General features: G+C 64.6%; 21 protein-coding genes. 7 read left to right on the top strand and 14 right to left on the bottom strand.

Going from position 1 to position 24,942, the window contains the following annotated elements:
- Window positions 1-317 precede the first annotated feature (317 nt).
- A complete protein-coding gene (gene flbT, locus ABIB80_RS17015) occupies window positions 318-743 on the top strand; it encodes a flagellar biosynthesis repressor FlbT (RefSeq protein ID WP_007602109.1) in 426 nt (141 codons plus the stop codon).
- 72 nt (window positions 744-815) lie between these two features.
- Here flbT and ABIB80_RS17010 read toward each other — a convergent pair whose 3' ends face one another.
- The 9 genes from ABIB80_RS17010 to ABIB80_RS16970 form a co-directional block, all read right to left on the bottom strand.
- Window positions 816-2,312, bottom strand: a complete 1,497-nt coding sequence (locus tag ABIB80_RS17010) for a pyridoxal phosphate-dependent decarboxylase family protein (protein WP_219682793.1) — start codon at window positions 2,310-2,312, stop codon at window positions 816-818.
- The gene (locus ABIB80_RS17005; RefSeq protein ID WP_354128034.1) at window positions 2,309-3,562 is read right to left on the bottom strand and encodes an ATP-grasp domain-containing protein; all 1,254 of its coding nucleotides are present in this window, start codon (window positions 3,560-3,562) and stop codon (window positions 2,309-2,311) included. The genes ABIB80_RS17010 and ABIB80_RS17005 overlap by 4 nt, the downstream gene beginning before the upstream one ends.
- Before the next feature lies 1 nt (window position 3,563).
- Window positions 3,564-5,213: a hypothetical protein gene (locus tag ABIB80_RS17000; RefSeq protein ID WP_354128033.1), complete on the bottom strand. Its 1,650-nt coding sequence runs from the start codon at window positions 5,211-5,213 to the stop codon at window positions 3,564-3,566.
- Window positions 5,203-5,985 (bottom strand): hypothetical protein, encoded by a 783-nt coding sequence (locus tag ABIB80_RS16995; RefSeq protein WP_354128032.1) that lies wholly within the window; start codon window positions 5,983-5,985, stop codon window positions 5,203-5,205. Before ABIB80_RS16995 ends, ABIB80_RS17000 begins: the two co-directional genes overlap by 11 nt.
- A 71-nt stretch (window positions 5,986-6,056) precedes the next feature.
- The gene (locus ABIB80_RS16990) at window positions 6,057-8,456 is read right to left on the bottom strand and encodes a flagellar hook associated protein (RefSeq protein WP_354128031.1); all 2,400 of its coding nucleotides are present in this window, start codon (window positions 8,454-8,456) and stop codon (window positions 6,057-6,059) included.
- A gap of 21 nt (window positions 8,457-8,477) precedes the next feature.
- Window positions 8,478-10,361 (bottom strand): flagellar hook-associated protein FlgK, encoded by a 1,884-nt coding sequence (gene flgK / locus ABIB80_RS16985; protein WP_354128030.1) that lies wholly within the window; start codon window positions 10,359-10,361, stop codon window positions 8,478-8,480.
- Between the two features lie 35 nt (window positions 10,362-10,396).
- Entirely contained in the window at window positions 10,397-12,670 is a 2,274-nt protein-coding gene (locus tag ABIB80_RS16980; RefSeq protein WP_354128029.1) for a flagellar hook-basal body complex protein, read from the bottom strand.
- Window positions 12,671-12,962: 292 nt separating this feature from the next.
- Complete coding sequence (gene msrB, locus ABIB80_RS16975) at window positions 12,963-13,475, bottom strand: peptide-methionine (R)-S-oxide reductase MsrB (RefSeq protein ID WP_007602094.1); 513 nt, start codon at window positions 13,473-13,475, stop codon at window positions 12,963-12,965.
- Window positions 13,476-13,560: 85 nt separating this feature from the next.
- Window positions 13,561-15,018, bottom strand: a complete 1,458-nt coding sequence (locus ABIB80_RS16970; RefSeq protein ID WP_354128028.1) for an NAD(P)/FAD-dependent oxidoreductase — start codon at window positions 15,016-15,018, stop codon at window positions 13,561-13,563.
- Between the two features lie 194 nt (window positions 15,019-15,212).
- Between ABIB80_RS16970 and ABIB80_RS16965 the strand changes: the two genes are divergently transcribed.
- The 3 genes from ABIB80_RS16965 (at window position 15,213) to ABIB80_RS16955 (ending at window position 16,719) form a co-directional block, all read left to right on the top strand.
- Window positions 15,213-15,746: a SixA phosphatase family protein gene (locus ABIB80_RS16965; RefSeq protein WP_354128027.1), complete on the top strand. Its 534-nt coding sequence runs from the start codon at window positions 15,213-15,215 to the stop codon at window positions 15,744-15,746.
- Between the two features lie 70 nt (window positions 15,747-15,816).
- Window positions 15,817-16,242 carry a universal stress protein gene (locus ABIB80_RS16960; protein WP_007602088.1) on the top strand — a complete coding sequence of 142 codons (426 nt, stop codon included), beginning with the start codon at window positions 15,817-15,819 and terminating at the stop codon, window positions 16,240-16,242.
- Window positions 16,243-16,257: 15 nt separating this feature from the next.
- Window positions 16,258-16,719: a hypothetical protein gene (locus ABIB80_RS16955; protein ID WP_354128026.1), complete on the top strand. Its 462-nt coding sequence runs from the start codon at window positions 16,258-16,260 to the stop codon at window positions 16,717-16,719.
- A gap of 924 nt (window positions 16,720-17,643) precedes the next feature.
- Here ABIB80_RS16955 and ABIB80_RS16950 read toward each other — a convergent pair.
- Complete coding sequence (locus ABIB80_RS16950) at window positions 17,644-17,880, bottom strand: DUF1127 domain-containing protein (protein WP_007602084.1); 237 nt, start codon at window positions 17,878-17,880, stop codon at window positions 17,644-17,646.
- A gap of 184 nt (window positions 17,881-18,064) precedes the next feature.
- On the opposite strand from ABIB80_RS16950, the gene ABIB80_RS16945 reads away from it, so the two are divergent.
- Entirely contained in the window at window positions 18,065-19,408 is a 1,344-nt protein-coding gene (locus ABIB80_RS16945; RefSeq protein WP_354128025.1) for an aminotransferase-like domain-containing protein, read from the top strand.
- A 79-nt stretch (window positions 19,409-19,487) separates the two neighbouring features.
- On the opposite strand, the gene ABIB80_RS16940 is transcribed toward ABIB80_RS16945, so the two are convergent.
- Together ABIB80_RS16940 and ABIB80_RS16935 are read right to left on the bottom strand one after the other, a co-directional pair.
- Window positions 19,488-20,066, bottom strand: coding sequence for a YdcF family protein (locus ABIB80_RS16940; protein WP_354128024.1), 579 nt, complete (start codon window positions 20,064-20,066; stop codon window positions 19,488-19,490).
- 57 nt (window positions 20,067-20,123) lie between these two features.
- Entirely contained in the window at window positions 20,124-20,753 is a 630-nt protein-coding gene (locus tag ABIB80_RS16935) for a hypothetical protein (RefSeq protein ID WP_354128023.1), read from the bottom strand.
- Between the two features lie 79 nt (window positions 20,754-20,832).
- Here ABIB80_RS16935 and ABIB80_RS16930 point away from each other — a divergent pair, with 79 nt between their 5' ends.
- On the top strand, window positions 20,833-21,267 hold the full coding sequence (locus ABIB80_RS16930) for a hypothetical protein (RefSeq protein ID WP_007602071.1): 435 nt from the start codon (window positions 20,833-20,835) through the stop codon (window positions 21,265-21,267).
- Window positions 21,268-21,281: 14 nt separating this feature from the next.
- Here the strand turns inward: ABIB80_RS16930 and ABIB80_RS16925 are convergent, their stop codons facing one another.
- Both ABIB80_RS16925 and ABIB80_RS16920 read right to left on the bottom strand, forming a co-directional pair.
- Window positions 21,282-22,685, bottom strand: coding sequence for an MFS transporter (locus ABIB80_RS16925; RefSeq protein ID WP_007602067.1), 1,404 nt, complete (start codon window positions 22,683-22,685; stop codon window positions 21,282-21,284).
- A gap of 153 nt (window positions 22,686-22,838) precedes the next feature.
- Complete coding sequence (locus ABIB80_RS16920; protein WP_007602065.1) at window positions 22,839-23,345, bottom strand: YciE/YciF ferroxidase family protein; 507 nt, start codon at window positions 23,343-23,345, stop codon at window positions 22,839-22,841.
- A 416-nt stretch (window positions 23,346-23,761) separates the two neighbouring features.
- On the opposite strand from ABIB80_RS16920, the gene ABIB80_RS16915 reads away from it, so the two are divergent.
- A complete protein-coding gene (locus ABIB80_RS16915; protein WP_219682805.1) occupies window positions 23,762-24,844 on the top strand; it encodes a lysylphosphatidylglycerol synthase transmembrane domain-containing protein in 1,083 nt (360 codons plus the stop codon).
- Window positions 24,845-24,942: the final 98 nt, after the last annotated feature.

Here is a 24,942-nt window from a genome sequence, read left to right as displayed (position 1 = left end):
TACCTTTCTGGTAGCTACGCGTCCTGTCTGACCGAAATTGATCAAACGACCGGCGGACGGTTGCGTCCAAGCCTCTAACAATCCGTGAAATGAAACTCCGGGTTTGTCTGCGTCGCGCCTTCGAAGCCCGGTCCGAAATCCCCAGTCCGAAATTTCGATGGAATCAACGCATTGAAATCATTCATGTTCCCGCGACGACGGCCGGCGTTTACAACCCGTTAACCACATTGAGCAAGGATCGGACCCAAATCAGAGCCGGCAGCCGTCAGCGGGGGCACGCACGAGGCTCGTTACAAAAGGGTTGATGGAGAACAGGCATGGCTCTCAAGGTCGAGCTCAAACCACACGAACGCATCATCGTCGGCAATTCCGTGATCACCAACACGGACCAGCGCGCGCGGCTCCTGATCGACGGCGAGAATGTGCCGATCCTGCGCGAGCGCGACATCCTCACGCCGGAGACCGCCGATACGCCGGCCAAGCTCGTCTATCTGGCGGTGCAGCTCATGTACATCTCGCCGGACCCGCAGACCCAGCACGGCACCTATTTCAACCTCGTGCGTGACATTGTCACCGCGGTGCCGAGCTCCTGGCCGATCATCGAGGGCATCAACAACAACATCATGAGCGGCGACCTCTACCGGGCGCTCAAGGAGGCTCGCAAGCTGATCGCTTATGAAGACAAGCTGCGCGACCAGTACGAAGCCAGTCATCCCAAGAGCGACGTCAGCTCGGCCGCCTGAGCACTTCGCGACACCCAAAACAAAACCGCCCCGGACCAGGTCCGGGGCGGTTTTGTTTTGAAGGATCCGCTATCACTGTGCCGCGAGCGGCGGCGCTTCAACCTCGATCACTCCCCCGCTCCGTCGTCCGCCGAATTCCAGCACGGCCGCGACCAGCGCGTCGATATCGCTCTCCTCGGTACGGTGATTGACGATCGCGGCGCGGATCGCAAACCTGCCGTCGAGCGTCGTGCTCGACGGCGCCGCGATACCGGACTCCTGGATGTCGGCGACGATCTCGCGATTGACCTCGTCGGCAGCGCGGTAACGGAAGCAGACGATGTTGAGATTGACCGGTGCCAGCAATTCCAGCCGCGGCTCGGCGAGAACGCGCGTCTCCAGATATTTCGCCAGCGCGCAGCTTCGCGCGATCACCGCACCGAGCCGATTTGTGCCGAACGTCTTCAGCGTGAACCATGTCTTCAGCGCGCGGAAGCCACGCGACAGATCGGGGCCGAGATCGCAGGGCCAGACCGCGCCCGCCGCAAGCCCCCTCGCCTCGCGGCGCAGATAGGCCGCCGGCTGCGCAAAGGCCTGCCGGTGCTGCTCGCTGTCCCGCACCAGCAGGAAGCCGGCGTCGTAAGGCACCTGCCCCCATTTGTGGAAGTCGAGCGCAATGGAATCCGCAAGCTCGATGCCGCCGAGCAGCGGCGCAAGCTCGGGCGAGAAGATCGCGAGCGCACCGAAGGCGCCGTCGACGTGAAACCAAATTCCTTCTTCGCGGCACAGTTCTGCGATCGCCTTGAGATCGTCGACCGCGCCGATGTCGACCGTACCTGCGGAGGCAACGACGAGGAAGGGCTTGAAGCCGACATCGCGATCGATCGCGATCTGCGCACGCAGCGCGGCAACGTCCATGCGATGATCGGCATCGACGCCGACCTTGCGCAGTGCATCGGTGCCGAGCCCGGCGATGTCCATCGCCCTCGAGACGCAGCCATGCGCGGCCTGCGATGTATAGGCGGTGAGAAGCGCACCGTCATTGCCGATGCCGTACTGCCGCGCCAGCGTGCCGAGCGCGCTCGTACGTGCCACCAGCACTGCCATCAGATTCGCCATCGACGTGCCCGTGACGAAGATGCCGCTCGCGCTTTCCGGGAAGGCGAACAGGCGGCGCATCCAGTCGACGACCTGGCGCTCCACCTCGATCGGCATGTGGTCGCGCCCGCCGAGATTGGCGTTGAGGCCTGCCGCGAGCATTTCCGCGACCACGCCGACCGCGGTGCCGCCGCCATGCACCCAGCCCATGAAACCGGCATGGACGTTGCCGGTCGCATAGGGCGCAACATGTTCGGAGAAGTCGCGATAGACGTCGGCGAGATCGCTTGCCTCCCGCGGCACGTCGGCCTTGAATGCCGCGCGAACGCCGTCGGGGATCGGCTGCCACACCGGACGCGCGCGAATGTTGGCGATGCCATCGATCGTCTCGTCAAGCATGCGATGGGCGAGCGCGCGAAATTCGCTCCAGTCCTGCGGATCGAGCGAAGTGTGCGTGACAGAGCTTTGGGTGTTGCGGATGATCTCGTTCATGCTGCACTCTCCTCACCCGCTCTTGCGTGCCGCGACAACATCGCCGTGAATGCCGCGAAGATCTTGCGCATCTGCGGCGGCTTGTACGGAAACACGGCCGGCGGATCCATGTTGTGCACGACGGCGGTGTTGTCGGCTTCGAACACCAGCAGCTCGCGCTTCTGGTTCTCGGCGCAATCGACGATGAAGTAATCGAGACCGACGCGCCTGCTCATTTCGTCGAGCGCGATTTTGTGGCGCGCCGCGAATGCATGGTCGAATTCAAGCATGAAGGCGGCTTCCTCGGCCCGCTTCTCCTCGCTGAACGCCATGAAGGCGTTGAGATACCAGATGTCCCAGCGATCGGCGATCGCCATGTGACAGGCATAGGGTTTGCCGTCGACCATGGCGAGACGGTATTTGCGGTAGAGCCCGTCCGGACTCGCATAGTCGACGAAACGTGCGACGAAGAAGTCCTGCTCCTGTCGCTCGGCGAGATAGGCAGCGAGCGCCCCAGCATCGTCGAGCTTCGCGAGACCGACGCCGGCATGCGTACCGCGCGGCCGCACGATCATCGGAAAGCGCAGTTCGCCCGTGATCTCCTCGCAAACGATCTTGCCTTGCGAAAGCTCCGACAATTGCGCGCGCGTCGCGGGCGCGGTCACGGGAATGTCGAGGCCGGGCACGCCTGCCAGCAGACGATACAGCTTGTCGCGATCGAGATTGCCGATGAGATCGGGACGATTGAGCAGCGGTCGCGGCCAGTGTGGCGCGGCCTTCTCGATCAGCGCGAGCGCCTCTCGGCACTCCTCGGAATCGGATGCGATCACGATAGCGACGTCGTGCTCGGGCAGAGTCTCCGGCAGGCCGATGCCCTTGACCACGTAGAGCGTCAACAGCTCGATGTCGGAGTCTTCAAGCAGGAAATCGATCGGCGTGTTGCCGCCCATGTCGATATCAGCGGCGAGCGCGAGCACGCGCAGCCGGGGTTTTGGAGCAGCGCAAGGCGTACGAAACAATTGGTGGAAGGAGAGCACCTCGGTCTGGATCACCAGCCCGGCCTCCTTCTCGCCGAGAAGCTGGGCAATCAGCGAGAGATCGAGGCCTTCGCCGGCCTCGGCCGTCCCCTCCTCGATCCGCGCCAGCAGCCGCTCGCGCAACGGATGCAGGTCGCCGCCCTCGAAGGCGCGGCGCGTCAACTGGGCAAAGCCGATGCGATCGGCATGGTTCGGCGCGGTCACGCCGCTCGGCGCGGAAACTGGATGTTGCATCTCACACCTCGAACGCGGACTTTGCCGGCGCGGCCACGACCGCGCCACGGTCAAGCAATAACTCGATCTTCACCAGCACATGGGCGATGCGATCGAGAACGTGTTGCAGATTGCGTTGCGCCTGCATCGTATCCGGCGTCCATGCCTCGGTCACCAATCGTGCGCCGACGCAGAGGCGCAACACGGCCTGCGGCGCGCCGTCCTGCCGCTCCAGTCGGACCGGCTGGCCGACGAGACAGCGCTGGGCGGCTACTTGCCGATCCGCCGCGCTGCCGCTGATCTCCTCGGCCATGTCGCGCGCCAGCGCCCGATGCACGGCGCTGGTCTCGGCGATCGAGACCGGCTTGCCGCCGCGCAGCAGCGTGAACGGAAAGATCGTGGCTTGCGCGAATTCTTCGTCGTCCGCGACGGACTTCTCGATCGCAGCGGGAACGGCACGAAGCGACGGCGACAACGCGATCATGCTGTCGATGCCGACTGCAAGCTCGGCCAGCATTCTGGCGCGGAAAGCCCCGGGCACGGCGTAGTAGCTGCCGATCTCGGCCAACGCGGCCTCCCAGCGCAGCCATTGACCGAAATTCGGCCGGCGCTCGAAGCGCGAGCGTAGCGTCGTCCACGCCACCGGCCAGTCGCAGCGGCCGGCATAGTCGAAGATGCCAGGCGCGATCCCGCCAATCCGGTCGATCGACCGCGACAGGCCTTTCGGCAGCAGCAGCGCACCGCTGAAGGCAGGTCCGCCGAAGAATTTCGAGCCGGTGATCAGCACCATGTAACCGCGGTCGAGATAGGCGCGCAGCCGCCGGCGGCCGATGCGCGCCTGACAGGCATCGACGACCATTTGAACCTTGCGCGGCCAGCGCCGCGCGATCTCATCGAGACAGGCCTCGCTTGGGGCGCGCCAACCGAGTTTTGACGAATCCATGATCTGCAACAAAACGCGGCGGCCTTGCGCGAGGCTGGTCTCGACCGCGCGCAGCACCGCGGCATCGGCATCGGTACGCATCGCAATGCCGGCCACCATGTCGATCAGCGGCACCGCAATGCTATCGCCGGCCAGCCCCGTCACCGCGCCGTCCTTGCGCACGACAATGCCGCCTGCTGTCATCGTGCTGAAATGGTGGCCGCGTGCAGTATGCGGCGTTCCGCTGCCGGTCTGGTCGGCGCCGACCACGATCGTCACCGGCGCCCCGCCGAGCACCGCGCGGGCCACGAACAGGGCGTGAAGCTGGGAGTCCGTGCCGGACGGCGAGAACACGACGTCGATGCGCGACGAGAGCGCAAGGTGGCCGCGTAGCTCCTCGCGCATGTCCTCGCAGCGGGCGTCGAAGGCGATTTCGACCTCGTCGAACAAACATTTGTGCATCAGCTCTTCGCGCGCCAGCGCAGCGCAGTCGTAGGCCATCTGCGAGATCGTCGACGCAGTCGAGGAAGCAAAATTCCAGAGCTCCGGCTCCGGCGAAGCCGCGCAACCATAGGCGTTGACACGGTCGTTCGGATCGAGCGCCAGCCGCGGATCTCCGCCGGAGGCGAGCAGCGTATCCAGCGGTGTGAAGAGGTCGCGCAGGCGATAGCGCGAGCCGCCGTCGGACGCGCGCTCGCTGGCTGACAGACGGGATGCGCCGGCGCTCATCCCGAAAGGCTCACGCCGCATCGGCCGCCGCCGCGGGCGCCGCTGCGAATTGCGAGGTGATGTCGCCGTGGAACACCGACGGTCCGACGTGATCGAGCGAGCTCTCGATATCGGCCCAAATCTCGCCGCCGATGTCCTTCCAGCGCTTGCAGAAGGCGAAGTCCTCGGACAGATAGGTGCCGGTCGCCGCATCGATCGTGCATTCGAACAAGGCAAACCGGTTCTGGCTCCCCGCCAGGGTATCGTGCGAATGCTCGCGGAAGAATTGCAGGGCCGCATAGTCCGGATGGCGGCACATCGTTTCCAGCACGTGGCGCCGGATCATCAGGAAGCCGGTGCCGGCGTAGCGCACGGGCGTAAAGCCGTTGACCACGACAATGCGGTCGGGGTCTTCGATTTCGAGCACGTAGTCGAGCGAGGCGGCCGGCACGTCGGTGCGGCCGGCCTCGAATGCCCGCTTCGCCTTGTCCCAGTTGACCCGCTTGATCGGATAGCAGCCCGCGACGACGTCCGCGCCGCACTCGATCAGCCGGAACACCTGCTCGGGCTTGAACCCGATATCTGCATCGATGAACAGGAAATGCGTCGCCTTGGGATCGTCCAGGAACATCGCGGCCAGATTGGCCCGCGCGCGCGTGATCAGCGCGTCTCCATCGCGCAGCAGCACCGTGAGCTCGAGATTGGGCACGCCATGCACGGCGCGCTGGAGCGCGAAGATCGAGCTCGCGTAGATGCTCGACACCTGCCCGCCGAAACAGGGCGTCGCCACCACCAGCTGCATCTTGTCCGACATTGACGGCTCCGCCTCGCTCCAATCCTCACCAAGAGGTAAAGAGGCATGGTTAACGGGGCCTTAACGCATCCTTACAGGAACTTGACGAGCGAGAGCTGCGAGAGGTTCGAGGTCACCTGGTAGGACGCCTGCAGCGCGTTCTGGAGCGACAGGATCTCGCTCGCGACCTGGTCCGGCGAGGCCGATTCCGCCTGGTCGATGATGGTCTGGAGCTGCGCCTTGGCCTGGGTCTGGCGCGTGCCTGCGTCCTTCATCGTGTTTTGGGCCATCGCGAGGTCGGTCTGGATGTCCTCGATGCTCTGCTGGCCGGGCTGCTTGGTCAGGGCCTGCGTCACCCGCACGCTCAGCGCGGCGACCTGCCCGCCTGAATACTGCCCGGTCGGCGAGGTCGAGAACGTCCCGAACACGGCGACCGCCTGCAGCTCCTTGCGGATCGCGTCCTCGTTCGCCTGCGCGCCATACTGCACCGTGACGGAATCGTCGACCCGGGCCATTGCGGTGGAGCGCGGCGAGCCGGGGCCGTCATTGCCCAGGTACCATTGCACGGTGGTGGCCGAGCCGTTCACCAGCGTCGTCGCCGAGCCGAGGGGGGAAGAGCCGACGCGCAGCGGAGCCTTTGCCGCCGTGACCGGGGAGGTCGTGAAGCCGAGCGCCGAGAACGCCGTGCTGTTCGAGCTCGTGATGTTGAGGCTCCCGGGATCGTCCGTGTTGATCGTGATCACGCCGCCATGGATGGTCGACGGCTTCGTGGTGCCGGTGATCTGATCGATCTTGCCAAGCAGAGTTGTGATGTTGTCGGTAATGTTGATCTGGTTTGGGCCGGCGGCGCCCGAGGCGACAAAGGTCAGTGTCTGACCGTTCACCGTGATCGTATCGGGGTTAACGGCAGGCGGACCCGCCGACCCCGCCTGGAACGCCGTTGAGAGGACTTCCGGGCCGCCCGCGGTCGCAGTGCCGCTCAGCACAGTTGAACCGGTGATCTGAGGCGTCGACGCCACGCTGCCGCGCGTCACGCTGCTGAGACCGAGCGCCGTGGCCGCCGCGCCGCCGGTAACCGCCACGTCGGCGCCCGTGCCGGTCGCGATCTGGATATTGCCGCCGGCGCTCAGAGTCACGTTGGCGGCGGGGATGCCGGCGGCCGTCGCGATTGCATTCAAGATATCAGACACCTTCGCGGCGCTGCCCGAAGCCAATCCGATCGTGGTATTGCCGCTGGCCGTCGTGACGGTGGTGACGGTAGGGTCGAAGGTGATCGTGTGGGCGCCGCTCGCGCCGGTGATGGTCAGGGTGGTACCGGTCGGAGCGTTGGCGAGCGCGGTGAGAATGGCTCCGTTGAGATGGGGTGTCGCCGAAGGATCGAGCGACGTGGTCGTAGACGCAATCGCCAATGCGCTGTCCTGCAACGCGACCGAGCCCGTCCCGGTCGTCGAGGTATAGGAGCGCAGATTGCCGGTGGCCGCCACATTCGCGGTGGCGGATCCCGCCGTGTTGAAGAAATTGTCGCCCGCCGTGACAGCGGACGCCGCCACCAGCGAGGTGCCGGCAAGCTTCTTGATCGCGGTGTTCAGCGCGGTGTTGAGGTTCGTCGCCGTAATGTTCGGGTCCGGAGGAACGACCGGAACGACTTTGGGGTTACCGGGGTCGATCGCAAAGCTGCCGACGGGCGTCGGTGTCGCGCTGGACGCCGTCAGCTCGATCTGCTCGGTGGAACCATCGGGCAGCGTGAACTGGACGCTAAGCTTGTCGCCGTTCTTCGGATTGACGCCGTTGAGGTCGACCGAGAACGACACCGGCGAGCCGCTCGGGCCGGTGACCGTCGCGCCGGTCAGCGTCGAGGAGACTGCGGCGATCTTCAGGCCGAATGGCGATACGGCGGCGTCCTCAGAGACCTTCACCGAGCTCGGCGTCGGTTGTGGCGCCGCCAGCACCAGCCGGCCCATGCCGTTGGCGCCGAGGTCAGCGGCCTGGCGCTCTGCCATGACGGTCTTGAAGCCCGCCTGCGTCGTGGTGCCGTTGATGATGTCGCCGGCATTCGCGACCGACGGCGTGTTGAAGGCGGTTCCGGAGAACAGATAGCGGTTGCCCGACTGCGTGTTGAGAACGCCGACCATCGAGCCGAATTGCGCAGCCGCAGTGTTCTGCGCAACCGTCTGGCCGTTGACGTTGAGATCCTGCGCGGTGTTGGCCGAGCCCGTCTGCACCGTGTTGCGAATCGTGGTCAGCGACTGCAAAGCCGTATTGGCGAGGTTGATGCTGACGTTGACGTTGGTCATCGTGTCGGTATAGGCGGCGATGTTGGAGATCTGCGCGCGCCCGGCGATCGCAAAGCCCTCGTTGGTGCCCATCCCGGAATAGTTCTGCGACAGCTTCCCGGTCGAGAGCTGCGTCGACAGGTCGGTGAGCTGCTGGTTGATATTGCGGATCTGCGAGCCGAGAACCGACGAGGAGTAATTGATGCTGCTGATCGACATGTTTCAGAGCCCTGTTACTTGTTACACTTGAGCCTGGAGCAGCGTGTTCATCATGCCCTGCACCACCGACATGACATGGGCGTTGGCGGCATAGGCGTTCTGAAGCTGGATCAGGTTCGACATCTCCGAGTCCAGGTTGACGCTGGAGGTCGAGTTGAATTTCGCCTGGAGCGTCGAGACCACGACGCTCTGGCCCTGCTGGAGCGCGGTTGCCTGGGTCGCGGCGTTGCCCTGGACACTCAGGAACTGCTGCAGGTAGTTCGAGACGCTGCCGGTGAAGGGCTGGCTCGCCGAGCCCAGACCGGATTGCGGCGAATAGGAGAACACCGCCGAGGTGAGCTGCGAATAGAGATAGTCCGAGCGCTTGGTGTCGCCGGTGGGTGTCACCGGCGAGGTGCTGTAGACCGAGAGCCTGGTCGGATCGGCGGCGAGCTGCGTGTTCACCGCGATGCGTCCGGCGAGGCCGGTCATCTGCGAGCCCGACGCCGTGATCGCGCCGGTGTAGAGCGCCTGGCCGCCGTCGGTGAACAGCGGCAGTTGCGGACTGCCCGAGGTCAGCGACGAAATCGTCCTGGTGGTCGAGGCCGAATTGACCTTGGCGACGCCGCTGTTGTCATCTGTGACGCGCAGCGTCGTCGCGGTCGCCGGCGATGGGGCCGCGGAGAAGGACAGATGCGCGCCTGAGAGCGCGGTGTTGAGCGTCGCCGCGATCCCACTTATGCCGCCGGAGAAATTCACGCCGATCTGAAACGGGTTGGCGTTGGTGGCGTTCGGAAGCGGCAGCGCCGCCGGATCGGTCACGTTGACGAGCGTGACCTGGCGCTGGGTGTTGGTCACCGTGTCCGTGTAGGTGATGTTGACCGTGTTGCCCGGTTGCGCGCCGGAAAGGTCGAGGTCGAACCCGGCCGGCGGGCCGGAGACAGTGCTGCCGGCCGTGGTCTTGTCGGACAGCGCGCTCGACATCGTGGCGGCGAGCTGGTCGATCTGGGTCTGCGCCTGCACCAGCGTCTGGTCGCGCAGCTTGAGATCGGCGGCGATCTGGCCGGACGAGACCACGTTGTTGGCGACGGCGTCGATCTGCGAGCCGTTCGGCAGCTTGAGGTTAAATGCGCCGACGCCGGACTTGCTCGGATCGCTGTTGTAGAGCGAGGTCGCCGTCAGCGCGCCGGCGGAGGCAAAGGAGAATTGCGAGGCGAGCCCGGCGCCGACCAGCTGGAAGCCGGTGGTGGTGTAGATGTTAGCCTGGTTGGAGCCGTCGGTGGTGACGCGGACGTCGACAAATTTCGACAGCGTGTTGATGGCCTGATCGCGCTGGTCCATCAGTGTCGCCGCGGACGGATCGTTCGCCGAGAGGCCCTGGAGCTTGGTGTTGATGTCGGCGATCTTCTGCATCGCCGCGTTGGCTTGCTGCCCCGAGGTCCCGAGATCCTGCTCGACGTTGGCACGCAGCGACTGGATGCCCCTGGTGGTCAGGTTGAGCTGTTGGGCCAGCCCCTGCGCGGCGCCAAGCGCAACCGTCTGCGCCGACGACGAGCCCGCGTTGGTCGACAGCGCCTGCAGCGAAGTGGTGAAATTGTTCAGGGCTGTTTCAAGCGTGCCGCTATTGCCTGGCGTGCCGTAGACATTCTGAAGCTGCTTCAGGATGTTGGCCATCTGGTCGGCATAGCCGCTGCCACCGGTCTCGGTGCGCAGCTGGTTCTGCACATAGGTGTCGAGCTCGCGGCTGACGCCGGTCGTCATCACCGTTGAGCCGAAGTCGCCGGTGGTGACCTCGATCTGGTTCGGCGTCTGGACGATGTAACCCGGCGTCTGCGAATTCGCGACGTTCGAGGACACGATCGAGAGCGCGGCCTGGTTGGCACGCAGACCGCTCATCGCACTGGCGAGGGCTGAACTCAAACCCATGTTGACTTGCCGCCTTTGGTTACGTCACGCGCGGATCAGCGCAACACGTTCAAGAGGTCCTGCACCATCGAATTCGCCGTCGTGATCACTTTGGTGTTGGCCGAGTAGGCCTGCTGGGTCACGATCAGCTTGGTGAACTCGTCGGCGATGTCGGTGTTCGAGCCTTCCAGCGACGAGCCGCTGATCGAGCCCGAAGCGCCGTCGATCGCGGGTCCCGACTGCTCAGTCGAAGCGTAAGCACCGCCGTCGAGCGCCTTGAGGTAGTTGGTGCCGTTGAAGTGCGACAACGTCACTTGGGCGAGGTCGAGGTTCTGGCCGTTCGAGAAGGTGCCGACCACGAGACCGCTGTTGTTGACCGAGACCGAGCGGAGCTGGCCCGCGGCATAGCCGTTCTGGGTGATGGTGTTGATGGTCACCGCGCCGCTGGTGCTGGCATATTGCGTCAGCCCGCCCGAGGAGATGTTGAAGGAGAGCGCACCGAGCGACTGACCGCCGACGCTGACATTGTTGATGGTGATGCCCGAGCCGCTGGGCGAGGCCAGCGAGCCGTCGGCCGCGAAGGTGAACGTCTGTCCGGTGTTGGCCCAGCCGACCGCCGTGCCGGTCGCACTCGGATCGGTCTGGTAGAACAGGTTCCAGCTATCGGTATGCCCGTTGCCCAGCGAGGCGCTGTCGGTCTTGGCCCAGCGCATTTGCAGGTTCACCGGCGTGCCCGCGGCGTTGTAGGCGGTGACTGCACCGCCGCTGATCGATTCCTTGGTGAAGGTGGCGATGTCGTTGCCGATCACGGTGCCGGTGCCAGCGGTGCCGCCGCCGCCGCGGGGCTTGTTGATGGCCGACGTGAATCCAAGCGCGGCGAAGGCACTGGTGTTGCTGCTGGACACCTGCAGGGCGGGGCTGGCGATACCGGTATTCAGCGTGATCACACCGTTAGTGATCGATGAGCCCGAGGTGCCGCTGAGAAAGTCGATCTTCTGAAGCAAGACCGAGACGTCGTCAGTGACGCTGATCTGATTCGGGTTGGCAATTGGACCGGCCGCGGAGACGAAAGTCAGCACCTGACCGTTCACGGTGATGGTATCGGCGGGGGGGCCCGCAGAGAAGCCCGATGAAAGAACTTCCGAACTGCCGGCCGTGGCAGCGCCACTGAGCAGCGTGTTGCCGGTGATCGGAGGCGAGGACAACACGTTGCCCCCGCGCGTCACGTTGCTGAGGCCGAGCGTGGTGGCCGCGTTACCGCTGATCGCGAGATCGACATTAACGCCGCCAGAGATCTGGATGTTACCGCTCGTGTTGACCAGCGCGGTGACGCCGTTGCCGGCGCCTCCGGCTGTTGCGATCGCAGTCAGGATATCGTTGACGGTGTTCGTGGTGCCGTTTTTCACGCCGATCACGGTGCCGGTGGCGGTCGTGGTGATGCCCGTAATGGTGTTGTCGAAGCTGATCGTATAGACGCCACCGCCATTGTTGATGGACAGCGTCTGGCCAGCCAGCGAGGCAGCGAGATGCGGGACAGCAGTGGGGTCGAGGGACGTGCCGCTGTTCGCTACTGCCGAGGCGCTGTTCAGCAGCGCCACCGAGCCAGTCACCGTCGTCGACGTGTAGGCCGAGCGCAGATTGCCGGTAGCGGCGCCGCCGGAGACCGTCGCGTTCACATAAGGCGGGGGCGGCGTGCCGACGATCAGCGGGTTGGCGGCGAAATCCGACGGGTTCAGGCCGCCGGCTGCCAGCAGCGTCTTGCTCGCTGCGGTGGAGCTTGCCGCCGTGTTCGGCACGCTCGGCAGGTTCGCCGCGTACTGGATCGAGGTCGTCGCCTGCGCCGGGATGAAGTTGTTCTGGAATTTCAGGACGGTCGCGACGTTGCCGGTCGGGTTGCCCGTCTTGGGGTCGACCGTGGTGCCCATCAGATAATAGCCGGCGCCATTGACCAGGTTGCCGTTGGCATTGAGCTGGAAGTCGCCGCGGCGGGTGTAATAGGTGACGCCGCTGAACACCGGAACGTTGTCGACGACGCCGGTCGCCTTCTGGATCGAGAAGAAGCCGTCGCCGGTGATCGCCATGTTGGTGGCGACGCTGGAGCCCGAGATCGTACCCTGCGTGGTGATGGTGGCCTTGGCGTTGGCGGTCACGCCGCCGGCGACCTGCTTGCTCGGCACTGAGGCGTCCGGAATGAGATCGACGAAGCTGGTGCCGATGCCCTTGTAGCCGGTGGTCGATGAGTTCGCGATGTTGCCGGAAATGTTCTGCAACGCGTAGGACTGCGCCTGCAGGCCACCCACCGAGGTGTTCATTGCATCGAAGATACCCATAACTTTGTCTCCAGATCCGATCTCGGCGGCCGGTCGACCATGGCCGCAGTCGAAGGAGACTGTCGCAAGGGCTATGCCAATGCGGGTTTTCTCATGAAATCAATGGCTTAACGAAAAAGCCCCAGTCTGATGACCGGGGCACAATTGCCGGGACCGGCAACAATTGCCGGTACTTGCCTGTCATTCCGGGGCGGTCCACAAGACCGAACCCGGAATCTCGAGATTCTCAGGTGCGCAATTGCGCACCATAATTCGATGCTCATGCATCGCTCCGGAATGCTCCAGCGACGCCTTACGTCGCCGACGCAGCCGCGGGATGGAAGACCAGCCCGAAACCGTCGATGCAGTAGCGCAATCCGGTCGGCTTCGGACCATCGTCGAAGACGTGCCCGAGATGGCCGCCGCAGCGCCGGCAATGCACCTCGGTGCGGAGCATGCCAAATGTGCGATCCTCGGTCTTGCCGACATTGCCCTCGATCGGCTGGTAAAAGCTCGGCCATCCCGTGCCGCTCTCGAATTTGGTGTCGGACGCAAACAGCGGCAGGTCGCAGCCGGCGCAGGCGAAGATGCCCTTGCGATGCTCCTTGAGCAGCGGGCTGGAGCCCGGCCGCTCGGTGCCTTCCTTGCGCAGGATCTCATATTGCTGCGGCGTGAGCTGGGCACGCCATTCGGCGTCCGTCTTGTCGATCTCGAATTTCTGCGCGGCTTTCTCTCCAGCCTCCGCGGGCGATGCTCTGAGCCAGCGGAAGGCCGCAAGGCCGAACAGGCCGGCGACAGTCGTCAACAGGATGCGGCGGTCAAACATCTCATTCTCCATGCGGGAGCGTCTACGCCCTGAGATACGGGCTCTCACGGCCGACGTTACACTTCCGGGCGGAGTTTTTCTCACCTTATCGCGAGGCGCCGTCGTCCTGCGGGACCGGTTCCACGGCTTCCGCCACCGGCTTCGGCGGTGGGGCCGGCCGGGGCCGAACCCCGGGCAGCGGACGGCGCGGACCGGTCCCGGCGGCCCGGTTGGCTTCGGCCAGCCGCGCCTCGCGTTCCCGGTCCTTGACCCTGGCACGCTCGCGATAGCGGGCAAGCGAGCCTGCGGCGGCGGAACTCGCCCTGCCCCAGATTCCGACCAGTTGCCCGGCGACGCGCCCCGTCGTTCCACCCGCCCAGACCAGCTCGAACGGCGAGAACAGCTTCCAGCGCTCGTCGCCCCACAGGATGCTGCGGGCGATCATCTGCCCGGCCATGGCCGAGGTGTTCATGCCCTGGCGGCCGAACCCGCTGGCCACCCACAGGCCTTTGCGCAACTGGCCGATCTGCGGCATGCCATGCACGGTCTGGCCGGTGGCGCCGCCGAACATTTCGGTGATTTCGACATTGCCGAGTTGGGGAAAGATGGACCGGATCCGCCGCCTGACGGCGCCCGCAAAGCGTTGCGGTCGCGCCGCCCAGGTGGTCTCCGGGCTCTCCCACATCAGGCGGTCGCCCTCGACGATCCGGAAATGGTCGACGCCGTCGGAATCCATCACCGGTCCTTTGAAGGCGATGATCTCGTGCAGGCGCTCGCCGAGCGGCGCGGTGATGCCGGCATAGCGCCAGACCGGCAGCAGCGTTTCCGACAGGCGCCGCAACGGCGCACCGAGATGGATGTTGCCGGCGAGCACGATATGGGTGGCGCGCAGCCGCGCCGAGGGCGTGACGATGCGCTTGCGGATGCCGGAATGATCGATGCTGACGACCGGCGTATCCTCGAAGATGCGCGCCCCCGCCCGCCGCGCCAGCGCCGCGAGGCCGTGCACATATTTGCGGCCGTCGACCTGGAACGCCTTTGGATAATACACGCCATGGAAGTAGTGATCGGTCTTGAGCACCTCGCGGACGCGATCGACTTGCCAGCCCTCGGCCTCGGTGTCGAAATCCTCGTTCAACATCTGCAAGCGGCTGATCAGCCGGTCGCCGGCATCGACGTTGGAGACCTCGAGCACGCCGTCGGTCGGGCCGATCCCGGGCATGTTCTCTTCCGTGGCGTTGGCCCGGACAAACTCGGCGCCCTCTTTCGACAGCGTCCACAATTCCCGCGCGTCCTCGAAGCCGATGCGCTCGATCAGCTCGGCGAGCGGCAGCGCGAAGCCCGGCATCACGGTGCCGAGTTGATTGCCGGAAGCGTTCCAGCCGATGTGGCGGCCCTCGAGCACCGCGACGCTGGCGCCCAGCCGGGCCGCCTCGAGCGCAATGGAGAGCCCTGCAAGCCCCGCCCCGATCACGCAGATGTCGGCGTCGAGATCGAACGACAGTCGCGCGCGTTCACGAAAGCCGGCTTCTTCCTGGGACACGCTTGTGAAAGTCTCGCTCATGTCGTTTCTTAGAGCATGATCCGGAAAAGTGTGCAGCGGTTTTCCGAAAAGATCATGCTCATAACAAAAATTTAAAGCGCGATGGGGATTTGTCCTAATCTCATCGCGCTTTAGAGGACTGTGCAGGCCCTTGTCACCTTGCCCTCAAGCGGCACCTGTAGATTATTCTGGACGCGTAACGATTCGAGAGTGCCATGCGCCGTTTGATGCTGCTGCGTCACGCCAAGACCGAGACCGACGCGCCGAGCGGCCGTGACCAGGATCGCCGCCTCGACGACCGCGGCTACAAGGATGCCGCCGAGATCGGCGACTGGATGGCCTGCCATCCCCCCTTTCCCGAGGCCGTACTGGTATCGCATGCTGTCCGGGCCCGGCAGACCTGGGACATTGCTTGGGAGACCATGAAGGACCGCGTCGCCGCGCCGCAGGTCGAGGTCCTGCCGGAACTCTACGCCGCCGATCCCGCCCAGATCCTGGAATCCATTCGCACTGCAACCATTCCGGCTGATCCGAGGCAATTGCTGCTGGTCGGCCACAATCCGGGCATGCACGAGATCGCCCTGATGCTGACGGGCGGCGGCGATCCGGCCGCCGCCAAGGCGCTCGCCGACAACCTGCCCACGTCGGGGCTTGCGATCTTCGACTTTGACGTCAAGGATTGGGGTGACGTGGCTTACCGCCGCGGCAAGCTGGTGTTGTTCGTCAGTCCAAAGCTGCTTCGAAGTTAACGCTGCTTCGATCGGGTTGATCGCGTGACGTGCCGGCAAGACGTCCTGACTGAAAGATTTGGAGGCGCAGATGTTCAAGTCCATCCTCGTGCCCATCGACCTCGCCGACACCGACCTGGCCAAGCCGGCGATCGCGACCGCGGCAACGCTGTCGCAGACCTGGAGCGGGGTGGTGCGCCTGCTCAACGTGCTGCCGATGACGCCGGTGATGCTGGCCGAATACGTGCCGGCCGATTTCGACGAACAGCAGCGCCAGACCTCGGAAGAAGCCCTCGCCATCGTCGCACGCGAGTCCGGCATCGAGCCTTCCCGCATCTCTAGCGTGGTGCGCCAGGGCGGCATCTATCACGAGATCCTGGAGGAAGCCGTGCACATGAAGGCCGAGCTGATCGTGATGACCTCGCACCGGCCGGCGATGCGCACCTATTTCCTCGGCTCCAATGCCGGGCATGTCGTGCGCTACGCAAAATGCTCTGTGTTGGTGGTGAGGCACTGAGCTCGGAGCAATGTCGTGAAGCAATGGTGGCGGAGATGGACGTACGAGATCCCGCTCGCGATCGGCGATGCTTTATGGGAGGTGCTGGTCGTGCAACTGGCCGCACTGCTGGACAGGCTGACGGTGCGGAAGGTGATCGCCTTCATCCCCGTCGTGATCCTCATACTGGCTTACTACCACGGGATCCCAATCCCGCCGGAATTGATGCTGGTCGGCGACTTCCTCGCCTATATCGACATCTTTTCGGTGCTGATCCTGCTCGGCGTGCTCAGCCGCGTCACGACGATGCAGTTCGTCGTTAAACAGGCTGCCGCACGTATCGCCAGGTTCGCGGGCAACGTCGCTGCACATTTGCCGCGCCGGGATGTCCGGCATCGGCGCCAACGCGGCGCAGCGACACGACCTCGCCGAAAGCCCGAGCGCTCCGAAGGCGATCGAGCTCTCGGCGGTTTTTGGGGCCAGGCCGCCTTCGCCTGAACCATATACAAGCTCGTGGCCCGGGTGAGCGAAGCGATACCCGGGACAGCTCGTGTCACGATTCCCGGATAGCGCTTCGCTCATCCGGGCTACTAGCCCTTGCATTGCCCGTCCGGCAAAACACCCAAGCTCTCGGTCAACGCGCGCCACGAAAAATATTCCACTTTACCGAATTTCGGAATTGCGTATATTCCGCCTCACTCCGGCCCAAGGAAGAGGGGCGTATCGCGATCGTCACGAACGCGGGCCGGACGGCGGTGGACGTTGGCCACATCGGCGCAAACGGCTTTGCAGGGCGGGCAACCGTGAGCGAAGGCGCCGCGCACTCGACCGGTGTGATCGGCGTACGGCGAAATCGTGTGGTCCTGGCGCCCGGGGTCTGTGCGCCAAGTGTTGCGGTGATGTGGGTTGCCCGACCGGGCATCCGCATCAGCCATCCGCAAGGCGACGGGGGCAATAGTGCATCGCTCCCCGGGGAGAGCGCGACATAAGCCGTAAAGCCACTGCGCAGGGAAGGCCGGATGTTCAGGCTTCACCTGTATGCCACTGTGCAGATTTTCTTACTGCAATTTCGCACAGTGGACCGCGGGTGCCAGCCGGCGCCCGGTCTTCCCTGCGCCCTCTTTCGTTAGAGGGTGAGGCGACGAAGCAAAGCTCGGGCGAAACAAGCCGCGAGGATGCGAAGCTGTGTCTACGATAAAAGTACGAGTTAAAGGAACGACAGTGCTACCCACCAACGCCTTCATTGCGAGCGCAGCGACTTGTCCGCCGAAGCTTTAGCGAAGGCGGAAGCAATCCAGAGTCTTTCCACGGTGGGTTTCTGGATTGCTTCGCTGCGCTCGCAATGACGATATCGAAGCAGATGTACCTGAAAACTCAGTCTGGTGCCTCGGACGCAGCGCGTCCGGGACAAGAGCGAAGCGCTTACAGAAACCGCGTCAGCTCTGCTTTGGCCTGACCGTAGACCGCATCCTCGATCTGGCTGCGCGTGATACCGATGTCGCGCAAGGCGCGGTCATCGAGGTCGTTCAGCGTCTTGACGGCGGAGCGGCGCTCCAGGGCGTCGAACAGCGCATAGGCGCCGTGGGCGAGCTTGCGAAAAAATCCGTCTGACGAGGATGAGCGTAAACTCCGCCCGGCGGTCTGCGAGATCGTGGTCATTGTCCTTCTCCGGCCTGTTGTCCACGCGGCGATGCGGATGCCGTTGGCGCAAGCGCCCGAGCGCCTGCACCTCATTTGCCGTCGGATTGCTCTCGCTCTCCTCGGCTCAATCGTGAAGCTTGATGGAACTTAAATGCTCCAGTACACTACTCGGAGCAAGTGAAACATTGCTCTCGGTGCAATAATGTCCAAGTTCGAATACGTGAAGCTTGCCGATGCCATTGCTCTCGATATCTCTAACGGCACGTTAAGGCCGGGCGACCGGCTGCCGCCGCAGCGCAATTTTGCCTATGACCGTGGCATCGCGGTCTCGACCGCGAGCCGGGTTTATACGGAGTTGCTCCGCCGCGGCCTCGTCGTTGGCGAGGTCGGCCGCGGCACCTTCATCTCCGGCGACATCAGGCGCGAGGTCGAGGCGCTGAGCGAGCCGCGCGACGCGCGGATCGATTTCGAGGTCAATTATCCGCTGCTGCCGCAGCAATGGGCGATGATCGCCAAGAGCCTTGCGGGCCTCGAACGCGTTGACGCGCTCGAATCCGCGCTGCGCGTCTCCACCAGCACCGGCACCAAGAGCGCGCGCAATGCGGCCGCCGCCTATCTCGCGCGCAAGGATTTTGCACCGCAAGCCGAGCAGATCATCTTCACTGCGAACGGCAAGCAGTCGCTCGCGGCCGCCCTCGCAGCCCTCGTTCCCACCGGCGGCCGCTGCGGCGTCGAGGCGCTGACCTATCCGTACGTCAAGAGCATCGCCGCGCGGCTCGGCGTGACGCTGGTCCCGATACCGATCGACGAATTTGGCGCACGCCCCGACGCCATCCAGAAGGCGCATCGCGAGGCACATCTGTCGGCGCTGTATCTCCAGCCCATCATCCAGAACCCGCTCGGCGTCACCATGAACGCGACGCGGCGCGCCGACATCATGCGCGTTGCCGAGAAGCTTGATCTCACCATCATCGAGGATGCCGTCTACGGCTTTCTGGCCGACGACACGCCGCTGGCCGCGCTCGACCCCGACCGCTGCATCGTGATCGACAGCCTGTCCAAGAAGGTCGCGCCGGGCCTCGCGCTCGGCATCCTGGTCGCGCCGCCGCGATTGCGCGAGAGCGTGATGAGCGCGGTCCGCACCGGCGGCTGGATCGCCTCCGGTCACGCGCTCGCATCCGGGCAGCGGCTGATGGCAGACGGCACCGTCGCCGAGCTGACGCGGCTGAAACGCATCGACGCTGCGCGCCGCCAGCAGACCGCGGCAAGGTTGCTCGCCGGCTACCAGCTCTCCGCCGATCCCCGCTCCTATCACCTCTGGCTCACGCTGCCGGCACACTGGCGCTCGCAGACCTTCGTCGCCGCAGCAGCCCGGCGCGGCATCGCGCTGACACCGTCCTCGACCTTCGCGATCGCCCATGGCCACGCACCGAACGCAGTGCGGCTCGCGCTCGCCCCACCGTCCTTCGAGCAGCTCGATTCCGGCCTGCGCACGATCGCATCGCTACTCGGCACCAAGGAAGAGGATTTCGACTCGACGGAGTAGCTAAAGCGTCTTCGAGCGAAGTGGATACCGGTTCGCGTCAAGAAAACGCGTCAAACAATAATCTGATGCCGTTCCCCGCTCAGGCCTCCGGCCATTCCGCGATGAAGCCCTTCGCCTTGTAAGGCTCGATCTTGTCGCATTCATGCAGCATGCGGCGACGAAATTCGGGATCGGTGTGCCAGAGCGCGCGCGGCGTCGCAAAGCTGTCGACCGTGAGCAGCATTTTCTCGACCTCCGGCCAGTGCCGGTGCAGCGTCATTGGATAGCGCCGCGCGGTCCAGGTGTTGCCGAGGCAGATCACGGTGCGGACATTGTGCAGCCCGAGCGCCGCGTCAATGATCGGCAGCGAAAGGATCACGTTCTCGCCTGTGTTTTGGGCATGATGTTCCTCGAGAATTCGGTCAGCTGGAATGCCGGCCGCGACCATCGCCGCCTTGATAATCGTGCACTCGGATTGCTCCGAGCCCGCCGTCACGCCGCCGCTGACAACCGACCAGCGGAAATAGCCCTGGCGCCATAGTCGCCCCGCCGTATCGGCCCGCAGCGTGACGTCCTCTCGGGTGCCGAACATAAACAGGAGGTCCGCCGGCTGCAGCGGCGTATCGATCAGATGGGCGCGGTTGATCTCGGAGATCTCATCCGCCGAAGGCCTACGCATGCCGCGGTCCATGGTTGACATGGCAGCACGATGCGACACCGGGGCAACGGCGCGAAGTCACGTTTGGTTGCGGCCCATTGCACCCAAGGCAACACGGCCATTAGGCAGCAAAGCGCTCGGCACGCGATCGAAGCTGTAGCTCCGCGGCTGGTTACGCCGCACGAAGCCGCCGATCTGCCAAGCGAACAGCGCGGCAAAACCGATGATGAACAGCGCGCCGGCGAATTCGCTGATCGCAAGCGCCCGGACCAGGAGCCCCGTCATCGCCACCGCAAGCGCCGCAAGAAAAGCCAGCATTGTCGCGTAGGTCCTGCGGCCAAGGCCCGCGGTCAACTCGGCTTGGCTGCCGGCCTGCGCCATGCGCGCGTGCAACGCGACGATGAAATTGCGAAAGCCATTGTCCTGCGGCGCCATCAAGGCCGCGGTCTGCCAGCTCGTCGACAGAATCCTGATGCGGCCGCCACTGGCATGGCTGACATCGGCGCGAAAGCGATGCTGCTGCATCGAGACGGGGCGGAACGACAACCGGATTGCACTGATCTCGTCATAACGCCACAGGCCCGAACGGCCGCCGATGTGCCAGGACAGCCCCTCCTCCGTCAGCTCGAAGCGATGCGCCGAGCCGATCAGCGACGCCTTGTAGGCGTAGCTCGCGCCCGCAGCCGCCTCGGCTCCCGAATCCTGCATCTTCACAAACAATCCAATCCGGGCGATCCCATCTGCGATCCGCTTGCGTGGGCGCCCTGCCCCATCCTACAAGCGGGACATGGCTGAGACGATTTTTTTTCCGCGCCGCCTGATTCTCGGCGCCGCCGTGATCTCCGGCGTGCTGCTCGCGCTCGCCGTGCACATGCTGGGCGCCCGCTACGGGCTCGACCTCGGCGGCCTCTGGCACTCGGACACGCACGAGTTCATACCGGCGGGCGCGGCGATCGCCTGGTGGCTGATCGCCTCCGTCGGCTTCTCCGGCGGTTATTTCACGGCGACATTGATGCAGAGCGCCGTCTCGGGCCAGATCCCGCAACGGATGCGGCAATTCCTGATCGCGGTCGGCGTGCTGCTGCTTGCGGGTGCGGGCCAGGTGGCCTCGGCGCCGAGCCCGGTCCCGACGGTCTCGGGCGTGCTGGCCGGGATTGCCGCGCTGGGCCTCGGTGCCGCGATGGCGTTCTGCGGCGCGCATTTCGCACTGCGCCGCGGCTGATTCCTCCACACAGTTCACCCGCGCGAACGCGCGCCGATCCCGATCACGGCGGCAGCGAGCACGAGGACGGTGGCCGAGACCGCCAGCGATGCGTGCAGGCCGGTCATGAACGCGCCTTCCGAGGCCACTAGCGAACCGAATAGCGCAACGCCGAGCACGCTGCCTGTCTGCCGCGTCGCGTTCAGGACGCCCGCCGCGATGCCGGAGCGCGCCTTCTCGACGCTGCCCAACAAGGTCGAGGTCAGCGGCGGCACCAGCAGCCCAAGTCCGCTGCTGATCGCGATCATCTGTGCAAAAATCGCCCAATAGCTCGTGCCGGCTTCGATCCAGAGCAGGCCGACGCAACCGAGCGCCGAGACGCAGGCGCCGACGACGATGGTCGGGCACGCCCCGATACGCTCGGCGAGACGAGGCGCCAGCAGATTGACTGGAAGCACCACCGCCATCATCGGCACGAAGGCGAGACCGGTCCACCACGCCGACAGGCCGTTGATCCTCTGGAAGTACAGGCTGAGCACGAAGATCAGCCCGTAGATCGCGACGTTCACGAGCAGGCCGACGAGTGCGGTCAGGCTGAACAGCCGGTGATCGAACAGGGACAGGGGCAGCATCGGCTGCGTCGCGCGGCTCTCGCGCCAGACGAACAGCACCGCCAGGAGAGCGGCTGAAGCGAACGCCGCGAGCACAGCCGGATGCTGCCAGCCAAGCGCGCCCCCCTCGATGATCGCGCCGGCGAGCGCCCCCAGCGCACCAATCGCCGCGAGCTGGCCGGGCAGATCGATCTCGCGTGAGGGCGCGCGCGTGGTCTCGGTCGCATAGCGCCAGCTCAGCCAAAGGCCGATGAGGCCGATCGGAAGGTTGACGAGAAAGATCGCGCGCCAGCCGACCACTGTGATCAGCGCGCCGCCGACGAAGGGGCCCGCGGTGAGCGCGAGGCTCGCACCGGCCGCCCAGATCGCGACGGCGCGGCCGCGCTCGCGGTCATCCGGATAGGCATGATTGAGCAGGGCAAGAGAATTCGGCACCAGGATCGCCGCCGCCAGCCCCTGGACCAGCCGCGCCCCAATCAGCACGGTCGCATTGGGCGACAACGCACAGGCGAGCGAGGCCGCGGTGAAGATTGCGAAGCCCGCCATGAAGACGCGCTTGGCGCCGATGCGGTCGCCGAGTGCGCCGGCCGTCAGGATGAAGGCGGCAAACGCAATGGTGTAGGCGCTGACCACCCATTGCAGCTCGGCGACGCCGCCGCCGAGCGTCCTGCCCATGGCGTCGAGCGCGGTGTTGACGATGGTGACGTCAAGCTGCACCACGCCATAACCAAGGCTCATCGCGGCAAGGGTGAGAGACGTCGCAAGGCGGGAGCCGGAATGCGGCGCGCCGGCTTCGAAGGCTTCGTATCTGGCGGTGCTTACTCGCATGCTGCCATCTCGGTTGCAGCCCCATGCGAACGATACACTTCCCGCTCGCCGTCATGTTACGACAACGATCGAATGATGCATGCGTAATGGATGCGTAACGTGCGAGCGTCGCGCGGATGACCGCGCGACGCTCTATCCTGGCTAAGCCTGGCCTCAGCTTGCGGCGCGCAGATTCACCTTGCTCTCGGCGATCGTGGTCAGCTTCTTGTCGGTGGCCTTCTCCTCCTCGAGCGTCTTGGCGAGCATGCTGGCGCAGTCGTTGCGGCCGAGTTGCTTGGCCCAGGCGATCAGGCTGCCGTAGCGGACGATCTCGTAATGCTCCGCCGCCTGCGCCGCGTTGATCAGCGCGGCGTCGAGCACCGCCTTGTCGGCGACTTCGCCGGCCGTCTCGTCGGCTTCCTCGATGATGCCGTCGATCGCGGGGCAATCGACCGCCTTCACCTGCGCACCGTGCATCTTGAACACTTCCTCGAGCCGCTTGACGTGCTCCCTGGTTTCTTCGAGGTGCGTCAAAAAGCCCTGCTTCAGCTGCGGATCGGTCGCCTTATCCGCCATTTTCGGCAGTGCCTTGGTGAGCTGCTGCTCGGCGTAATAGATGTCCTGGAGCTGATGCACGAACAGGTCGTTCATGGTTTTGATGTCTTTTGTGAACAATCCCATCGGTCCGATCCTCTCGGGTTGTGGGAACACGGAGGCACCGGCTTTCAGGAGAAGCCGGTTATTCCGCCATGTTCGATTGCTGATGCGGCACTAACCAGCGCACGGCATCGTCGTTCCAAAAAAGCCCGCATCCCTTGCGCTGGAACAATGCCGGCCGTGCAGGATCTGAAATCATGTCACGGACGGACGCGACCGGTCCTACGACTCATATGCTTAACGCGCGTCCGATGTGAACTGCGTATGACAAAGTGGCTGGTCCAAGACAGAACCTATCCTTGTCAAGGGCTGCACAAGTCACTGTTTTTGCCTTAAATGAGCTACATCATGTCTAGCGATCCAAGCCCACATCGGGCACTGATCGCATCCGACCGGCCAATGTCTGGCCTGGTCGGTCTTGCCCCCCGCCGGGAGGATGAATGCACGGACTGCTGACCGCGCTGAAGCGCGGCTTCAAGAGATGGATCGGCTGGCGGCGACTCGGCGTTGCGGCGAGCGTCTTTATCATCGCGTTCGCGATCACCACGCTGGTGCGCACCCTCAAGGGCATCGACACCGGGGTCATCCTGACCGCGTTGACCGAGATCCCCCGCGAAAACATCGGGCTGGCGGCGATTTGCGTATGCTTCGCGTTCTGTACGCTGACCTTCTACGACTTTTTTGCACTGCGAACGATCGGCAAGAAGCACGTGCCCTATCGCATCGCAGCGCTCTCCAGCTTCACGTCCTATTCGATCGGCCACAATATCGGCGCCACAGTCTTCACCGGCGGCGCGATCCGCTTCCGGATCTATTCGGATTACGGGCTGAATGCGATCGACGTCGCCAAAATCTGCTTCCTGTCGGGCCTGACCTTCTGGCTCGGTAACATCTTCGTGCTCTCGATCGGCATGGCCATCCATCCGGATGCCGCCTCCTACATGGATCAGCTGCCGTCGTCGATCAACCGGCTGATTGCGATCGGCGGCCTTGCCTCGATCGGCGCCTATCTGGTCTGGCTGTGCATGGGCGAGAAGCGCCGCGAGCTTGGCCAGAAGGGCTGGAAGGTGGTGCTGCCGTCAGCGCCGCTGACGCTGGTGCAGATCCTGATCGGCGTCGTCGATCTCGGATTCTGCGCGCTGGCGATGTACCTTCTGGTGCCGGCCACTCCGCAGATCGATTTCCTGTCGCTCTCCGTGGTGTTCATTTTGGCGACGTTGCTCGGCTTCGCCAGCCACGCCCCCGGCTCGCTCGGCGTGTTCGACGCCGCCATGCTGGTGGCGCTGCCCGAATTTGGCCGCGAGCAGCTTCTGGCCACGCTCCTCGTCTTCCGCATCCTCTATTTCGTGATCCCGTTCGGTCTTGCCATCTCCATCATGGGCACACGCGAGCTCTGGATGAATGTGGTGGAGCCCTGGCAGGAGCGTCGACGGCTGGCGGAGGCCTGCGCGCAGGCCAACCTGCCCAAGCAGGTGGCAGCGATGGAGCGCGAGCGGTCGCTGCGGCAGGCCAGCAAACGCTGAGCATGATCCGGAAAAGTGCGAAGTGGCTCTCCGAAAAGATCATGCTCCGTCGATAGTCCGCTAGACGGCGGCCGGTAAAACCTTCAGACCAATGTTGC

This window comes from Bradyrhizobium sp. i1.15.2 (assembly GCF_040548425.1).
Taxonomy (GTDB): domain Bacteria; phylum Pseudomonadota; class Alphaproteobacteria; order Rhizobiales; family Xanthobacteraceae; genus Bradyrhizobium; species Bradyrhizobium canariense.
Note: the sequence above shows the minus strand (reverse complement) of the source record. Positions and strands in the feature narration are given on the sequence as shown.

Excerpts from the sequence above, each read along its gene's own strand:
- ABIB80_RS16920 (WP_007602065.1), bottom strand. The coding sequence starts at position 23,345 with ATGGGATTGTTCACAAAAGACATCAAAACCATGAACGACCTGTTCGTG.
- ABIB80_RS17000 (WP_354128033.1), bottom strand. The coding sequence starts at position 5,213 with ATGCGGCGTGAGCCTTTCGGGATGAGCGCCGGCGCATCCCGTCTGTCA.
- ABIB80_RS16930 (WP_007602071.1), top strand. The coding sequence starts at position 20,833 with ATGGCTGAGACGATTTTTTTTCCGCGCCGCCTGATTCTCGGCGCCGCC.
- ABIB80_RS16950 (WP_007602084.1), bottom strand. The coding sequence starts at position 17,880 with ATGACCACGATCTCGCAGACCGCCGGGCGGAGTTTACGCTCATCCTCG.
- ABIB80_RS16980 (WP_354128029.1), bottom strand. The coding sequence starts at position 12,670 with ATGGGTATCTTCGATGCAATGAACACCTCGGTGGGTGGCCTGCAGGCG.
- msrB (WP_007602094.1), bottom strand. The coding sequence starts at position 13,475 with ATGTTTGACCGCCGCATCCTGTTGACGACTGTCGCCGGCCTGTTCGGC.
- flgK (WP_354128030.1), bottom strand. The coding sequence starts at position 10,361 with ATGGGTTTGAGTTCAGCCCTCGCCAGTGCGATGAGCGGTCTGCGTGCC.
- flbT (WP_007602109.1), top strand. The coding sequence starts at position 318 with ATGGCTCTCAAGGTCGAGCTCAAACCACACGAACGCATCATCGTCGGC.
- ABIB80_RS16970 (WP_354128028.1), bottom strand. The coding sequence starts at position 15,018 with ATGAGCGAGACTTTCACAAGCGTGTCCCAGGAAGAAGCCGGCTTTCGT.
- ABIB80_RS16945 (WP_354128025.1), top strand. The coding sequence starts at position 18,065 with ATGTCCAAGTTCGAATACGTGAAGCTTGCCGATGCCATTGCTCTCGAT.
- ABIB80_RS16995 (WP_354128032.1), bottom strand. The coding sequence starts at position 5,985 with ATGTCGGACAAGATGCAGCTGGTGGTGGCGACGCCCTGTTTCGGCGGG.
- ABIB80_RS17005 (WP_354128034.1), bottom strand. The coding sequence starts at position 3,562 with ATGCAACATCCAGTTTCCGCGCCGAGCGGCGTGACCGCGCCGAACCAT.
- ABIB80_RS16965 (WP_354128027.1), top strand. The coding sequence starts at position 15,213 with ATGCGCCGTTTGATGCTGCTGCGTCACGCCAAGACCGAGACCGACGCG.
- ABIB80_RS16925 (WP_007602067.1), bottom strand. The coding sequence starts at position 22,685 with ATGCGAGTAAGCACCGCCAGATACGAAGCCTTCGAAGCCGGCGCGCCG.
- ABIB80_RS16960 (WP_007602088.1), top strand. The coding sequence starts at position 15,817 with ATGTTCAAGTCCATCCTCGTGCCCATCGACCTCGCCGACACCGACCTG.
- ABIB80_RS16990 (WP_354128031.1), bottom strand. The coding sequence starts at position 8,456 with ATGTCGATCAGCAGCATCAATTACTCCTCGTCGGTTCTCGGCTCGCAG.
- ABIB80_RS16935 (WP_354128023.1), bottom strand. The coding sequence starts at position 20,753 with ATGCAGGATTCGGGAGCCGAGGCGGCTGCGGGCGCGAGCTACGCCTAC.
- ABIB80_RS17010 (WP_219682793.1), bottom strand. The coding sequence starts at position 2,312 with ATGAACGAGATCATCCGCAACACCCAAAGCTCTGTCACGCACACTTCG.
- ABIB80_RS16915 (WP_219682805.1), top strand. The coding sequence starts at position 23,762 with ATGCACGGACTGCTGACCGCGCTGAAGCGCGGCTTCAAGAGATGGATC.
- ABIB80_RS16940 (WP_354128024.1), bottom strand. The coding sequence starts at position 20,066 with ATGCGTAGGCCTTCGGCGGATGAGATCTCCGAGATCAACCGCGCCCAT.